At 64.7% G+C, this 14,966-nt stretch carries 15 protein-coding genes; 6 read left to right on the top strand and 9 right to left on the bottom strand.

The genetic code is table 11. The features are described 5' to 3' along the window. Window positions 1–32 precede the first annotated feature (32 nt). From KZZ07_RS22900 to KZZ07_RS22875, 6 genes are all read right to left on the bottom strand, one after another. Entirely contained in the window at window positions 33–1,280 is a 1,248-nt protein-coding gene (locus KZZ07_RS22900; protein WP_219517775.1) for a lytic murein transglycosylase, read from the bottom strand. Between the two features lie 679 nt (window positions 1,281–1,959). After that, entirely contained in the window at window positions 1,960–2,847 is an 888-nt protein-coding gene (locus tag KZZ07_RS22895) for a glucosamine kinase nucleotide-binding domain-containing protein (RefSeq protein WP_219517772.1), read from the bottom strand. 451 nt (window positions 2,848–3,298) lie between these two features. Further along, window positions 3,299–4,060, bottom strand: a complete 762-nt coding sequence (locus KZZ07_RS22890) for an ABC transporter permease (RefSeq protein WP_219517769.1) — start codon at window positions 4,058–4,060, stop codon at window positions 3,299–3,301. Continuing rightward, the gene (locus tag KZZ07_RS22885; protein ID WP_370631232.1) at window positions 4,057–4,854 is read right to left on the bottom strand and encodes an ABC transporter ATP-binding protein; all 798 of its coding nucleotides are present in this window, start codon (window positions 4,852–4,854) and stop codon (window positions 4,057–4,059) included. The genes KZZ07_RS22890 and KZZ07_RS22885 overlap by 4 nt, the downstream gene beginning before the upstream one ends. A 65-nt stretch (window positions 4,855–4,919) precedes the next feature. Further along, the gene (locus KZZ07_RS22880; protein ID WP_219517767.1) at window positions 4,920–5,927 is read right to left on the bottom strand and encodes an ABC transporter substrate-binding protein; all 1,008 of its coding nucleotides are present in this window, start codon (window positions 5,925–5,927) and stop codon (window positions 4,920–4,922) included. 169 nt (window positions 5,928–6,096) lie between these two features. Beyond that, entirely contained in the window at window positions 6,097–6,849 is a 753-nt protein-coding gene (locus KZZ07_RS22875) for a Crp/Fnr family transcriptional regulator (RefSeq protein ID WP_219517765.1), read from the bottom strand. 367 nt (window positions 6,850–7,216) lie between these two features. Between KZZ07_RS22875 and KZZ07_RS22870 the strand changes: the two genes are divergently transcribed. Beyond that, complete coding sequence (locus KZZ07_RS22870) at window positions 7,217–7,717, top strand: hypothetical protein (RefSeq protein WP_219517762.1); 501 nt, start codon at window positions 7,217–7,219, stop codon at window positions 7,715–7,717. A gap of 61 nt (window positions 7,718–7,778) precedes the next feature. On the opposite strand, the gene KZZ07_RS22865 is transcribed toward KZZ07_RS22870, so the two are convergent. Both KZZ07_RS22865 and KZZ07_RS22860 read right to left on the bottom strand, forming a co-directional pair. Beyond that, window positions 7,779–8,330: a hypothetical protein gene (locus KZZ07_RS22865; RefSeq protein WP_219517760.1), complete on the bottom strand. Its 552-nt coding sequence runs from the start codon at window positions 8,328–8,330 to the stop codon at window positions 7,779–7,781. Between the two features lie 207 nt (window positions 8,331–8,537). Then, on the bottom strand, window positions 8,538–10,202 hold the full coding sequence (locus KZZ07_RS22860; RefSeq protein WP_219517758.1) for a winged helix-turn-helix domain-containing protein: 1,665 nt from the start codon (window positions 10,200–10,202) through the stop codon (window positions 8,538–8,540). A gap of 255 nt (window positions 10,203–10,457) precedes the next feature. Between KZZ07_RS22860 and KZZ07_RS22855 the strand changes: the two genes are divergently transcribed. Genes KZZ07_RS22855 through KZZ07_RS22845 form a run of 3 tightly spaced genes read left to right on the top strand, consistent with a single transcriptional unit; the run spans window position 10,458 to window position 11,463 of the window. Further along, window positions 10,458–10,997, top strand: coding sequence for a hypothetical protein (locus tag KZZ07_RS22855; RefSeq protein WP_219517750.1), 540 nt, complete (start codon window positions 10,458–10,460; stop codon window positions 10,995–10,997). Between the two features lie 36 nt (window positions 10,998–11,033). Beyond that, window positions 11,034–11,186, top strand: coding sequence for a hypothetical protein (locus KZZ07_RS22850; protein WP_219517743.1), 153 nt, complete (start codon window positions 11,034–11,036; stop codon window positions 11,184–11,186). A gap of 43 nt (window positions 11,187–11,229) precedes the next feature. Next, entirely contained in the window at window positions 11,230–11,463 is a 234-nt protein-coding gene (locus tag KZZ07_RS22845) for a hypothetical protein (RefSeq protein WP_219517741.1), read from the top strand. A 102-nt stretch (window positions 11,464–11,565) separates the two neighbouring features. Here KZZ07_RS22845 and KZZ07_RS22840 read toward each other — a convergent pair whose 3' ends face one another. Beyond that, complete coding sequence (locus KZZ07_RS22840; RefSeq protein WP_219517739.1) at window positions 11,566–12,036, bottom strand: Lrp/AsnC family transcriptional regulator; 471 nt, start codon at window positions 12,034–12,036, stop codon at window positions 11,566–11,568. A 101-nt stretch (window positions 12,037–12,137) separates the two neighbouring features. On the opposite strand from KZZ07_RS22840, the gene KZZ07_RS22835 reads away from it, so the two are divergent. Further along, window positions 12,138–13,598 carry an aminotransferase class V-fold PLP-dependent enzyme gene (locus tag KZZ07_RS22835; RefSeq protein WP_219517737.1) on the top strand — a complete coding sequence of 487 codons (1,461 nt, stop codon included), beginning with the start codon at window positions 12,138–12,140 and terminating at the stop codon, window positions 13,596–13,598. Beyond that, on the top strand, window positions 13,595–14,941 hold the full coding sequence (locus tag KZZ07_RS22830) for an MFS transporter (protein WP_219517735.1): 1,347 nt from the start codon (window positions 13,595–13,597) through the stop codon (window positions 14,939–14,941). Before KZZ07_RS22835 ends, KZZ07_RS22830 begins: the two co-directional genes overlap by 4 nt. The last annotated feature ends 25 nt before the right edge of the window (window positions 14,942–14,966 follow it).

Genomic DNA, 14,966 nt, shown 5'->3' with positions numbered 1-14,966 from the left:
AGCGGCGGCCCCTGACCGGGGCCGCCGAGGTTTCATCCCAGCGCTTGCAACAGGGGGCGCGACGGCTCTCCGGTCACGGCCAGCCCCCTTGACTGCTGGTAAGCCGTGATCGCCGCTTCGGTCTTTTTGCCGATCACCCCGTCCGGGGTGCCCGCGTCGAAACCGGCCCGTGTCAGCCCGCGCTGCAACGCCTTGCGATCCTCCAGCGTCAATCCATAGCTGTCGCGCCCGAAGTCGCCCACCAGCGGCCCTGCCCCGTCCAGCCGGTCCGCGAGGTACCCGACGGCCAAGCCGTAGTTCTCGGATGGGTTGTAGCGCAGGATCATGTTGAAGTTGTGGAATACGAGGAAGGCCGGCTTGCCCACCCCCATCGGTGCCAGCACCGCTGCAGAGCCGTGATCGGGCAGCGATCCCCCCCGGGCCGGGCGCACCCCCAGGTCGCGAAAGCGCGAAACCGCCGCCCGGTTCTTGCGTCCCAGGGGGCCGGAATACCCCTGCGGCAGGCGCACCTCGATGCCCCAGGGCTGACCCCGGCGCCAGCCGGCACGGGCCAGGAAGCGCGCCGTGGTGGCGAAGGCATCGATCGGATTGTCCGACCATATGTCGCGTTTACCATCACCGTCGAAATCGACCGAATGCTCCTGGTAGGCGTTCGGAATGAGCTGTGTGTGGCCCATCGCGCCCGCCCAACTGCCCACCAGTTGCTCTGGCCGGGCATCGCCGGTCTGAACGATTCGCAAGGCATCCATCAGGTTCGACTCGAAGAAACGGCCGCGCCGCCCCTCCCAGGCCAGGGTCGATGTGGCCGAGATCACCGGGATCTTGCCACGCTTGGTGCCAAAATAGCTTTCGACCCCCCAGATCGAGGCCATGATCTTGGCCGGGACACCATATTCTGCCTCGACCCTCTGCAGCGCCCCGCGCTGCCTGGCGAATTCGCCCCGACCAAAGCGCACCTTGTCCTCTGGCGCGACGATGGCGAGGTAGTCCTCCAGCGTGCGGCTGAATTCGGTCTGGTTACGATCCCGCTCGATCACACCCGGCAAAAACCCCTGCCCGCGAAAGGCACGATCCAGCGTCGTGTCCGTGATCCCTCTGTCCCGGGCACGCGCCCGGAACTCTGCGACCCAGCTATCGTAGGCGGGATTGGGCTGCGGGCGTAGCCCCGGCTCCAACGCCGGATCGGGTCGCGCCACCTCTGGCAGCCCGCCGCCCGGCAGGCATCCCCCCAGCCAGATCGCCGAAGCGCCCAGCGCAAAACCCCGTCTGGAAAGGCGCATGTCCTGTCTCCTGCCCTGTTGTTGGGCGCAGGCTAGACCGGCACCCGGACCAACTGCAACCGCGTGTCAGGCAGGATCCCGCCGAGCGCGGGTCAGAGCCGATTCAACCAGATCCCGGCGCCGATCACGGCCACCAGAACAAGTGGCAGCCACCAGCGGTTCCAGATCGGGGTGGGCCGGAAACAGTAACTGCAAGAGCTCGCGCCATAGCGGAGGCGATGATTGCAGCTGCAGCGGAAAATACGAATTTCCTTGACCATGAAATCAGCCTCCCAAGACCGAACTTTGAGCGTAGTTTGTAACCCATTTTGCCAATTTGACCATCAAAGTGCGCTAATAACTGTCACAATCCCCAGCCTTCCCAAGCGTCACCATCGCAATGCTTGACTTTCATTCAACATGTCAGGCCGGTTTTCGCGCCTCGCCGAACTCTCTTTCGCTGGGAACAACGGCCCGTCATCCCGACCAAGAAAGCTGGCAGGGTCCGACGCAGTCCGATGCCGCTGTTTCGCCGCTGCCGGGCCGGGGCTGCGCCTGGTTTCCTGTCCGCGCATTCCAGGCGACGGCCTCAAGGCCATCGCCTGCATCAGGGAGCATCGCACACGCCATAGGCGAATGGTGCATGCGCACGACTTTGGCACCCGTCAGCCCTGACCCGCCGACACAAACAACCATACCGCTAGCCGCCGGATCGCGTCCTGCATTCAGCAGAGGCCCGGGCCAGCTGCAGCGCGCCGTCCAGCGCCGTGCCCCGGGGCGACACGAGGCGCCGCTGTAAATCGGGAAGATACCGGCCGTATGCCGGGCCAAGCCCACCGGTCAGGCAGATCGGTGCCCGCCCCGAAGGATCCAGAACGGCGACGCCCCGCGACAGATAGGTCGCCCCAGAGGTCAGCAGTGCGGCCGCCTGCGCATCGGCATCTGCGGCGGCGACAACGCGCGGCGCCCATTTTGCATAGTCGCCCGGGGTTGCGCGCGCGGCAAAGGCCACGATTTCCAATGCGCCACCGAACTCTGCAAGCACCGATGCGGTAAGGTCCGAGTGAGGCTCAAACCCATCGTGGCACAGCAGGGTCCGTTCCATCAGGCCGCGCCCCAACCACGCCCCCGAAGCCTGGTCCGAAACCTGCAGGCCCCAGCCACCGATCCGCGAGGTTTCGCCGTTGCGCCGCCCCGCCAAGACCGATCCCGTCCCGACTGACACAAGAACGCCGTCGCCGAACCCAAGCGCTCCGGCGAACGCGGTTTCAAGGTCATCGCCCACGGTCACATCGGGCAGGCCGCTCTCTTTGGCGATCCGCATCGTCACCTCGGCTGTCAGCGCCCCGGCAAGACCCAGGTGCGCCACGAACTGCCCCCGGTCCGTCGTATCCAACCCGGCGGAGCCCAACGCGCGCCCAATTGCATCGCGCGTGTTGGCGATGCTCTGGTCAAGATCGCTCGTCGCATTGGCCGGCCCCGCGCGCCCCTCTCCCAGTACCTGGCCATCGAAACTGGCCACCACCGCACGGCAGCCAGAGCCGCCCCCGTCCACGGCGATCAGGTAAGGGTACACAGGATGTGACATGAGCGGATCATTGGCACAGCGCCGCCGCGCGCAAAAGCCCGAAAGCCTGCGTCAGTCCCCAGCACATCCGCCAAGCGCTGCAATCCCGGCCACATATCGTCCCGCACTTCGGGCGCAAGAGCCTCTTCAAGCTGCCTGTTGCGCGGCAGGAACCGCTGGCGCCGCCTGTCCAGCTTGACCGGGCCAGCCCCGGTCAGCGCGTCCGCCGTCAGTTTGATCGGCTGGTCGCGCCGCGCCCCTATGCCATGATGGAACCATGCCCCTATCGAACCGCGTAGGCGTCTGCACAGCCGCGCCGACGACATGCCCCCAGGCGCCCATGCGGGGCCAGGGCTGTGCCCGGATCAGCTCTCAGCTCGTTGGCGGGTGGATCCAGAAGCGGGTGAACGGGTTGGTGGGCGGGCGCCTTTGCGGCAAAGCCGCAAACAGTCCCGTCCCGCCACCCCGTCAATCAGCCGGGCGTCCGCTCCGCCCAACCGGCAAAGACCTTTTCCAAAGCGACCACAACATAATACAAAAGGATCCCCATCAGGGCGAGCGCGATCAGGACGGCGAACATCAGCGGATAGTCAGAGTTGGTCTTGCCGCTGTCGAACAGCGCGCCCAGACCCCGCCCGTGGGGCGAGACGATCTCCATCAGGTTGGTCCCGATGAAGGCCAGTGTCACAGCCACTTTCAGCGCGCCAAAGAACTCCGGCAGGGTCTTGGGCAGGGCGATCTTCCAGAAGATCGTCGTCTGCGAGGCCCCAAGCGAGCGCAGGATGTCACGATACTCCGGCTCCAGCGTCGACAGGCCGATCGAGACCGAGACGGCTATCGGGAAGAACGAGATCATGAAGGCGATCAGGATCGTGTTGAAATCATGCGCCCCCACGAAGAGCAGCGCGACAATCGGCACCACCGTCGCCTTGGGCACCGCGTTGAACCCCACCAGCAGGGGATAGAGCGCGTCGCGCATCACACGCGAAAACCCCATGATCATGCCCACCAGCACGCCAAAGATGATCGCCACCACCAGCCCCACCACTGTCCGCCACAGCGTCTGCCAGCCCATCACCAGGAACAGCTCCCAGTATTTCGCATAGGCCGGCGGCAGGTCCGAGGGCGAGGCCATGACGTAGTTGGGCCAGCCATTGGCCCAGACCAGCAGTTCCCACAATAGGCCAAAGACGATCATCGCGGCGATAGGGACAAGGATCTTTTGCAGGGTCATTGATCCGCCTCCGCCGGGGACCGCCCCTGGGCGATCTGGATCTGATGCCGCAGCACGTTCAGCGCCTCGGCGCTTTGTGGTGTGTAAAGGTGTTCGATGTCGCGATCCCCGGTCAGGTGCACGTCCATCACGTATTGCGTCCGCGCCGGCCGCCCCGACAGCACCACCACCTGATCGGCAAGAAAGATCGACTCGCGCAGGTCGTGGGTGATCAGCACTCCGGTAAAGGGCTCCTCGGCCTTTACCTTGTGCATGGTCTGCCAGAGGTCCTCGCGCGTGAAGGCATCCAGCGCGCCAAAGGGTTCATCAAGGATCAGCACCTCGGGCTTGTGCACGATGGCCCGGCACAGCGAGGCGCGCTGGCGCATCCCGCCCGACAGTTCGCTGGGCCGCTTGTCCTCGAACCCTTCCAGCCCGACCAGCGCCAGCAGGTGCCGCGCGCGCTCTTCCTGTTCGCGCCTGTTCATCTTGGTCGAAACGATTTCCAGAGGCAGCATGACGTTCTGCAGAATCGTCCTCCATTCCAGCAGGACGGGGTTCTGAAAGGCCATGCCCACGGTCGACCGCGGCCCCTTGACCCGCGCGCCGTGCAGCCAGACCTCGCCCTCGTCGGGTTTCATCAGGCCAGCGACCAGCCGCGTCAGGGTGGACTTGCCACAGCCGGAAGGGCCGACAACGGCGACAAAGCCGCCCTCGGGCACGCTCAGTTCCAGCCCGTCCAGCACCGGCAGCGGACCAGCCTGGGTCTTGTAGGCGTGCCTCACGCCCTTGATCTCGATCAGCGGTTGCGACACGCGGCGCTCCTTGCACAAGAAACCCGCGGCGCAGGCGTGCTGCGCCGCGGGCCGGGGTCAGTCGATCACTTCAGCATCCGCGCCGTGGAAGCGGGCAGGTAGGCATCGGTGAAGTAGAGCGCGGCATCTGGTGCGTTCTGGAACTCGTAGGTCTCGGCCAGCTGCTCCAGCGCCGCGTCCATCCGGGCCGGGTCGATGCCGCCCATGCCATTGGCTTCGGCGTAATCGGTCAGCACGTTGGCCTCGATCGACAGCTGCAGGCGCCGCTGTTCGAGGTCCGCGTCCGCCGCCGGGTTCCGCTCGATCAGGCTGTCGATGGCGCCCGCCGGATCGGCGATGGCGTCTTTCCAGCCCGCCGCCACGGCGGTCAGGAACCCGGTGATGACCTCGGGGTTTTCGGCGGCATAATCGGTGTTGACGATGATCGCGTTGCCGTACAGCTGCAGGCCGTAGTCGGCCATGAGGATGGTCGAGATGTCCTCTTCCGGCACGCCGAGGCGCACAAGGTTCAGGTAGGACGAGAAGGAAAAGCCGGTGATCGCGGCCACGTTGCCTTCTGCCAGCATCGGCTCACGCGTCGGAAAGCCCACAGGCTCGACGGTGATCTTGGACATGTCCAGATCGTTGGCCGAGGCAAAGGCCGGGAACTGCGCCCAGGCGCCATCCGGCGGCGGCGCGCCCAGCACCTTGCCTTCCAGGTCCTTCGGCGCCTCGACTCCCAGCGACTTGCGGCCCACCACGGCAAAGGGTGGCTTGTCGTAGATCATCATGACCGCCGTCACCGGCGCGCCTGGATTCTGGTCAAGGAACTTGATCAGCGAGTTGATATCGGCAAAGCCCACCGGAAAGGCTCCGGTCGCCACCTTGGGGATCGCGTCCAGCGACCCTTGCCCGGCAGAGATTTCGACCGAAAGGTCCTGTTCGCCAAAATATCCGTCATCGATGGCGACGAAATAGGGCGCGGCCGGCCCCTCGAACTTCCAGTCCAGCGCAAAGGGCACTGCGGTCTCCGCAAGTGCCGTACCGGACAGCGCGACGGTCGCGGCAAAGGCCGCGAAGGTCTGTTTGATCATTGGTCTCTCCCTGTTGGCAACCGGACGATAGGCTGCTGCAAGCCGCCGACAAGAGGAACGCGCCTGACGCCCCCAATGCCGACGAAACAGGCAAATGCCCATTTATTAGGGGAAACTGGACGGCCTGCCCGTTGCTTGTGCAGCCAGCATATCCGGCCCGGCGACCGGGTCAGGCCTGGTAGGGCCCGCCGTCGGCGTCCTCGCCCGAGACCACCATCAAGGCCCGCAGGTCAGGAACCTCGAAAACACGCCGGGACAACGGGCGGATCAGGTCATCCCGGACGAGCCCGGCAATCTGCCGCGAGACGGTCTCGAATGTCATCGACAAGAGGTCTGCCACCTGCTCGCGGCTCAGCATCATGTCCACGACACAGCCGCTTTCAGGGGGAGGCGTCACGGTCTGACGCATCGCGAGCAGAACCAGCAGGCTGGCCAGTTTCTGACGCGCGGTCCTGTGGCCCAGCACCCCCAGCCAGCGCCGGGCCTCGTCCAGATCGGCCAGTGCCTTTTCCATCATGCTCGCCCGCATCCCCGGGACCTGGTCAAGCACCTCCTCGAACAGATCAGAGCGAAAGGCGCAGGTCTCGACATGGGTCAGCGCCTCGACATCGAATGTGACCGTATCGCGCCAAGGCTGGCCGATCAGATCCCCCGGCTGCAAGAGGCAGACGATCTGCCGGGTGCCGCGTTCCTGCGTCCGGCTCATCGTGGCAAGCCCGCTCATCATCGTCGCCACCTCGGCCGGTTCCGCCCCGGACAGCGCAATCCGTTCGCCTGGTGCGAAGCAGCGATAGCTCTTGCGATGCGCGAGAAAGGCCAGATCCGACGCGCCCGCACCGGAACAGACCCCGACGGCACGCACCGGGCAGGCCTGGCATTCGGGCAACCCCCCGTAGGAAAAGGCTTTTTGTTTTGCGTGCATGTCACGCCTCCCTGCAGGCGTCCTGCCTTGATACCGTAAAGGTAGAAAAAGGTACATGGAGGATCAATCTTCCGAAGGGACTGACACCCCATCTGAAACAGACGCTCCCGATATCACGTGTGTTGCCCGGTTGTTAGATCAAGGCTCCATCAAGCCAGAGCAGAATCTTCGGCCTTGTTCATTTTTCTGCGTGTATTGATCCTGACCTGCTCCCCGTGGAGTCTCAACGCCTGCTACCGCTGCTCCGCCAGAGTTCAAGGTATTGCATGAGGATGTGCGTATCAGCGTTTTTGTGGCGCGTCCAAGCGGCCCCCTGGCGCGTTTGGGTGAGGGGCGTTTCGGCGCACCGGCCACGGTTCTCCGGCACATGATCCAACAGCCCTTTGCCCCCTTTCCATCCGGCGATTTCGATCCGGTGTTCGAGGCCTTTCATGGCCTTTCCGATGACCGCGCCCTGCCCGCCGACGACTTGGGGCTGTCCCTTCTGCGCGGTGCCGCTGGCAAGGAGATCGCGCAAGAGATGGGCTTACCGGATATCGTTGCCGTCTTTGGCGAAATCGACTGCAGCCTGATCCACGGCGCAATTGCCGAACCGGTCAAGAAGGATCAACAGGCGCTGGCAGACGAGCTTGCCAAGCTGCGTGACCGGATCACAGCGCTGAAAAAGGAACCCGACTGGCCCGCAGAGCCGTATTGCATCTTTCGGTCGAGAAAATGCCCGGCGGGCTTCAAAGGCCAGCAGGGGCGCATGGCCGCGATCCGCATGTACCACGGCGGCGACACCTCGTATCTCAAGACGAAGCGGTTCGGAAACTCCTCCATCCGCGGGCACAATTCCGTCGCGGTGACCTGGAACGGCGAATACTGACACGGCGAGCTGAACCTCTCGGTCTGTTGCAAGACCAAGTGACCCGCCGCGCCCGGGGCCGTTAGTACCCGTCGTAGCCAGGCTCGCCCGGTTTCGCCGGTGCGATGACCGGGGCCTCGGGCATCCCCTCGCGATGCATTCGGGCGCAGGCGGCGAATTCCTCGAACGGGCCGTCGAAGCCGGGCAAGGGAAAGACGTAGTCGGAAACATGGGACATGAAGCGGCGGCCGTCGCCCGCCTGCCGAACGTAGATCTCGTTGTAGATCCAGGTCACGAATCGATGCGCCGCCGCGTGGTCCAGCGTTTCGGTCCAGGTCGCGCGCAGGCCTCCGTGGCTTAGCGCGCCGCCGGGTTCCGACACCGCGCTGTCATGGAAAGCCGTCTTTGGCGCCGTCAGGGTAATGCGGATCTCATGGTCGTCGGTGGGGCGGCGGGACTGCGTCTTGGCATCGTAGACAAGTTTGAAGAAGACGTCGGCATCCGCGTCCACCAGGGTCAACGCGCAGTCGCCCTTGCCATAGACATTCGGGACGGAATGGGACCATTCGTAGGCCAGGGCGGGCTGGGCGACACAAAGAAGCAGGGCCACGGCCAAGTTCTTGTTCAGGATCATTGGGAAATTCTCGACTCGTCTGTTGGGCCAGGGGAATTCTGGCCGTGTTGGATGGTCACGCCCACGCCTGTAAGTGCACGGGTTTCTGACCGTCATAGAGCAGATATCTGAACCGGACCTGAACCGATCCAACTGCACGCGGTCTCAATCAACCATGCGCGAGCTTTGAAATCCACAGCGCCTGTTCACGCCTGCAGGACCGACACTTCAGCGCATCCGGACGCCGGACGATGACAGCAGCGCGCGCAGCGTTTCGCGCTTGCTCTCGGGGTAGAAAAGCTCTGCGTCCAGATAACCCTCGACGGTGAAGTCATTGTGCAACATGCGCAAACGCGCAGCGGTCTCGACCGCCCGATCCGGCTGCCCCCGCCCGGCCTCGAGGCCGGACAGCAGGGCCAGCACCGGGGGATACCCCGGCGGGGCCCGGTGCAGGAAGGCCCGCGCCGCCTCGGTATCGCCCTGGAACAATGCCGCGAAAGCGGGGCCAAGGTAGTACCAGTCGGGCGCCGCATCCCCTTTCATGTCCAGCGCGCGGGCCCCCCAGCGGGCGGCCTCGGCGTAGTCTTCAGTGATCAAGGCCCCCTGGATCGACGCCAGAGCCAGCCCGTCGGCATCGCTTGCAAGCTTGTCCGCGGCCTCACGGAGGCGGCGCAGCGTCTCGGTCCGGTTGCCGCGCAGGGCCGCCGTCCAGCTGCCGGCCAGCAGGCTCCTGCCGGATCCCGCGCCCAGGTGATAGGCTTGGCGGCCACTGTTGGCGCGCGCGTCGCGCAACGCCTTGGCCTCGTCCCCCTGGACCAGCGGGATCATCCCGCCCAGAACAAAGGACAGCCCCGCCCAGGCCTCGGCATTCCCAGAGTCGATCTCGAGCGCGTCGCGAAAGTGGCGCTCGGCCTCGGTGAAGGCCGGACCGTTGAAGGCGGTAAACCGCTGTCCCCCCAGCTGGATGTGCGTCTCGGGGCTGGCGTTCTCGGGCGGGTCTCCGATCACCTCCATCCCCAGCCCGGTGATCTGACCGCTCCAGGGGTTGGCCAGCTCATTGGCAAGGGCGGCGACCACATCATCCTGCAGGGTCTGCAGGTCTTCCCTTGGGCCATCCCAGCGCCGCACCCAGACGATCTGGCTGGTGCGCGTATCGATGAGGTGGCTGGAAATGCGCAGGCCCGCCCCGGATTGCTGGACCGTCCCGCCGACGACAAACCGCGCCCCGTGCGCGGCATAGGCCCGCAATGGTGTCTGACCCGCGTCCGGCCCGGTGTCCAGAACAGAGGGCGCAAGCACGGACACGGTGTCGAGCTCACTCAGCGCGACGATGATGTCGCTTTGCAGCCCGCGTGAAAAAACCGCCAGATCAGGCGCGCCTCCCAACACCTCGAACCCCAGGACGGCCACGGCCGGACCTTCTCCCTGTGGCTGAATCTCGGGGGCCGGCGCTGCGGCACGCCCGAACAGCATGAACGTCCCCGCGCCGACCGCCAGCACAAGAGCCAGAACGCCCGCCACGACCAAGGGCAGCGTCCGCCGGGACGTGGACGCCGCGCCTGTCGGCTCTGGCGCAGCGGGCGATGCCCCTTCGGGCAAGGCAGGAACCATGAGGCAATAGCCCGTCCCGGGGTTCGTCTGCAGCAGCGCATGATCCTTGTCCCCCAGGGCCCGGCGAATGGTCGAGATCGCCTGCGTGATGCTGTCGTCCGACACCGCCGCCCCGCCCCAGACCTCTTCGATCAACACGTCCTTGGACACCTGCCCGGGGTAAGCCCGGGAAAGGACCATGAAGGCGGCAAAGCTCTTGGCCCGGATCGCCACCGGTTCGCCGCCTCCCAGCCGTACGGTCCGGCTCCTTTCGTCGAAGTAAATGACCTCTTGCGCAGTCATCGGCGCCGGTTCTCCGCAGCGGGTTCGAGGGCGGCAACGCATGGCCCATTCGGCTCAGGTTACACGGTTTCGGCGGGATTTCAGGGTGTTTTTGCCCTGATTTCAGAGGATTTCGAGTGGTTTCGTATCATTTCGCCGACCCCGTCAGGACATTTCAGCCGCCCGGGCCGCAAAACGATTTTACCGAAACGCAACGGCGCCAGCCCCGAACATCCCGGAACATGGCGCCGGAACAAGATCAAAGGATTACGAACAATGAATACCCTGAAAAAGACACTTACCCTCGTGATGACCCTCGCCTCGCTGGAAAGCAGCATCGTCACCGTGGCCGAGGCCAGCCCCCTGAACGTCCAGGTCAAGCGCCCGGACCTGCAGGAATACTGCCAGAAGTACCACCGCGCCGATGCCCGGCTGACCACATATTCGGCACTGGCATGGAAGTGCTACAAGTCGCCGACGCAGACCTGGGGCATCTCTGTGAACCGCGCCTGCCAGGACCAGCATGGTCTGCCGAAATCCCGGTATACCTCGGCCGGTGATCCCTATTCCTGGTACTGCTACAAGCCGCAGCCCAAGGCCCCCGGTGTCGACCTGACGCGCTACTGCAAGAAGCACTTCGGACAGAGCGCCCGCGCCAAGCTGGTCGGCAAGACCGCCCTGGACTGGGTGTGTGCCTCCGGTCAGCACAACCGTTGGGGGATCTCGGTCTCGACCGCCTGTCGCGAACAGCACGGGTTGCCCAAGGCCTCCTACAGCAACCGCAACGATCCCTACTCCTGGACCTGCCACCGCTAGGTGGCAGGCACGGACCCCGCTTTCGAGGATACCGACATGACACGCCTGATCTCCCCCCTCGCCCTTGCCGCGACGCTTGCCTGCGGACTGGCCGCCCTGGCCCCCGCCCATGCCGAACCGGCAATGCTGGCCGCCAATTGCGCCGGCCTGAACTTCGCCGACGTCCTGTGTGAGGCCGTGCGCTTTTGAGCGCGGCCCCGCAACCGGACCCTCACAGGAAAGGACCCACATCATGCTGACCCATCTGGCCGTTGCCGCCCTGACCCTCTGGCCCGCGAACGGCCAGGCCTACAGCATCACGGATTTCACGAAGGACTGTCGCCTGTCAGGCGGCAGTCCCCGTGTCCATGCCCGGACCGTCGTCTGCGAAGACAGCGCCGGGCGCGACATTCATTGCCTGCGGACCGGCCAGACCGTGACCGGTTGTACCTTCGGCAGCGCCGCCCCGTCCGGCGGGCTGAACTGATGAGCAGAGGTGAGGCACGGCACGAAAATCAACTGCACTGGCAACATGCCAGCGACATGTCCGATACGCGTCGAACAACGGCCCGCCCATTTGGACGCGATTTCACACCTGGCGCAGGGGGATCGGGCGTTGCTCCTCGATCGCTTCCATCGCGAAAAACGAGGTGACGGTTTCCAGCTCGATATTTTCGATCAGGCGCTTGTAGACATCGTCATAGCCCGCCATGTCCCGCGCGACGATTTTCAGCAGGTAGTCGTACTCGCCGCCGATGCGGAAAAAGTCGATCACCTCCGGGATGGCCGAGACATGGTTGCGGAAGTGGCGAAGCCAGTCCGCCGAATGGTGCCGCGTCTTGACCAGCGAGAAGACGACGAAACCGGCGCCCAGTCTTTCGCGGTCGATGACCACCGTTTTGCCACGAATGGCCCCCGATGCCTCCAGCGCCTTGAGCCGGCGCCAGCAGGCGTTCTGCGACAGGCCGACAGTGTCCGCCAAGGCCCGCTGCGACTGTGACGCGTCGCGCTGAAGCTCTTCCAGAATGCGACAATCAAATTGATCTGGATCATGGGCCATTCTTCGATCATACGACCCAAATTTTGAGGTTCAATAGGGAAAATATGTGAAGATTTTTGCAAAAGCTGCGTCACAATCAAACCTCATCTGCTGAGGACGACATGACACCGCTCGAAGACTTCAAAGCCGCGCTGACAGGCGCCGATATCCACGACCGGATCCGCGCCGGACTGATCGGCGAGGACGCAAAGATCGAAGGTCCCTACGGCCTGCGCCCGCTGATCTACGCAGACTATGTCGCTTCGGGGCGGGCGCTGACGCAGGTTGAGGACTTTGTGCGCGACCGGGTGCTGCCCTACTACGCCAACACGCACACACAGGCATCCTACTGCGGCGAGTACATGACCCGACTGAGAGAGGCCGCACGGGCCGAAATCGCCCGGATGGTCGGCGCCGGCGATGGTATGAGCGTGATCTTTGCCGGGGCCGGCTCTACCGCCGGGATCAACCGGATTGTCGGACTTCTGGATCTGTCTGGCCTTGTCACCGCAGGTCAGCGCGTTGTCGTCCTGACCGGGCCTTACGAACATCACTCCAACATCCTGCCCTGGCGCGAGACGGGGGCCGAGGTGATCGAGATCGCCGAGGCCGAAAAGGGCGGTGTCGATATGGATGACCTGTCCCGTGCCTTGAAGGCGGCAGAAGGTGCCGCGATGGTGGTGGGTACTTTTTCGGCAGCCTCAAACGTGACGGGTATCCTCTCTGATGTGGATGCGGTTACGCGGTTACTGCGGAGCCACGGAGCGTTGGCGATCTGGGACTACGGCTGTGCCGGTCCCTATTGCGAGATGGACATGAAGACAGGCACCGATGCACAGAAGGATGCCATCGTCTTCTCGCCGCACAAATTTCCCGGGGGTCCCGGGTCCAGCGGTATCGCGGTCATCCAAGACGGGATCGCCCGCCGTCGGGTGCCGACGCTTCCGGGTGGCGGGACGGTCAGTTTTGTCTCGCCCTGGGGCCATGTCTATTCGAACAGCCTGTCCGCGCGCGAAGAGGGGGGCACCCCCAATGTGACCGGCGACATCCGCGCGGCACTGGCCATGCTGGTGAAAGAGGCGCTGGGCCAGGACTGGCTGGACACTCGCCAGGCGGAATTGCGCAAGCGCGCGCTTGCGGTCTGGACGCAAAACGACCGGATCGAATTGCTGGGGCCGACCGACGCAAACGCCCTGCCGATCTTTTCCTTTCGCATCCGCGACGGGCAACAGGAACTGGTGCATCATCAGTTCTTCACCCGCCTGCTCAGCGACATGACCGGCGTGCAGGCGCGCGGGGGATGCGCCTGCGCCGGTTCCTACGCCCATAGGCTGCTGGGCCTGGGCCGGGCCGAGTCGGACGAGACCATTGCGGCCCTGGAGCGCGGCGAGGAAACCGCAAAACCGGGCTGGGTGCGGCTAAACCTTTCGGCGCTGATGACCGATTCCAAGGCGAAATCGATCATCGAGGCGGTGGACAATCTGGCGCGTATCGCACCAGATTATATAAAGGACTATCACGTCGATACCGGCACCGCTCGGTTCAACGCAGTCCAAACACCCAAGGATTCCCTAGCGTCATGAAACAGATCCGGATCAGCCCGCTTGCCAATCCGTCCTTTCGGACCCTCTTTGCCGCACAGGTCTTTTCACTGCTGGCGATCGGGCTGATGACGGTTGCGATGTCGCTGGCCGCCTACCGCATCGGCGGGGTCGTGGCGGCCGGGCAGATCATGGGCTTTCTGCTGGCGGTAAAGATGGTGGCCTATGTGGGCGTTGCACCGCTGGCAGAGGCGCTCTTTGCCGGACGGCGGCGCAAACATGTGATGATTGCGCTGGATCTCGGCCGGATGCTGCTGTTGCTGCCGATGGCCTTTGCCACACAGACCTGGCAATTCGCGGGTCTTGCGCTGGTATTCTTCGCGGTATCCTCGGGGTTCACCCCGCTGTTCCAGTCGGTGATCCCGGACGTTCTGCCGGACGAAAAGGTCTATAGCCGCGCCCTTGTCTGGTCGCGCATCGCCTACACGCTGGAATCTGTGCTGAGCCCGATCATCGCGGCGCTGGTCCTGCAGTTGATCACCGCAGAATATCTGTTCTGGGTGGCGGCGATGGCGTTTTGCGGGTCCATTGTCTCGCTGCTGGCCACCCGGTTTCCCTCCGACAAGACGGACCAGCGCAAGGGTCCGTTCCTGCGCCGTGCCCTGAAGGGCCTGGACATCTATCGCAAGACCCCGCGCCTGCGCGGGTTGTTCCTGCTGAACTTCGCGCTGTCGCTGAGCATGGCCTGGGTGCTGGTGAACTCCGTGGTCCTGGCGGGTGCACGGCTGGGTGATGCGGAAGAGCATTATCCAATCCTGATGGCTTTCTACGGCCTGGGCGCTGCTTTGGGAGCGGTGGTCGTTCCCCGCCTGATCGAACGGCTGGACGAGCGCCGGACCATGCTGGCGGGCGCATTGATGCACGCCCTGGCCGGACTGGGGATCGTGCTGCCGCTGGGCTATGCAGGGTACATGACGCTCTGGGTGGGTTTCGGCCTGGCGGCCTCTCTGGTGCTGACGCCGGGCGGTCTGGTGCTGGCCCGATCGGCCGGGGCGGCGGATCGTCCTGCCGTATTCGCGGCGCAGTTCTCGCTGTCCCATGCCGGCTGGCTGGTGGCCTATCCGCTTGCCGGGCAACTGGCGGCTCTGGCCGGGTTGGAACAGGCGCTGCTGATCCTTTCGGGTCTGACCGTGGCCACGGCGGCGGTGGCCGTCCGGGTCTGGCCGGCGACCGATCCGGTGGAACGTGAACATGAACACCCCGAGCTGCCCGAGGGGCACCCGCATCTTCGCGAGGAGCCCGCAAGGGGGCCGCGGCACAGGCATGCCCATGCCTTTCACATCGACGACCTGCATCCCGATTGGACCGGCACGCGGCCGGTTTGATCCGGGGAACGGGCAAGACTTACAG

It is taken from the genome of Mameliella sp. CS4, from assembly GCF_019392335.1.
GTDB lineage: Bacteria > Pseudomonadota > Alphaproteobacteria > Rhodobacterales > Rhodobacteraceae > Antarctobacter.
The sequence above is the reverse complement of the archived record's forward strand: the minus strand, read 5'-3'. Positions and strand labels throughout refer to the sequence as shown.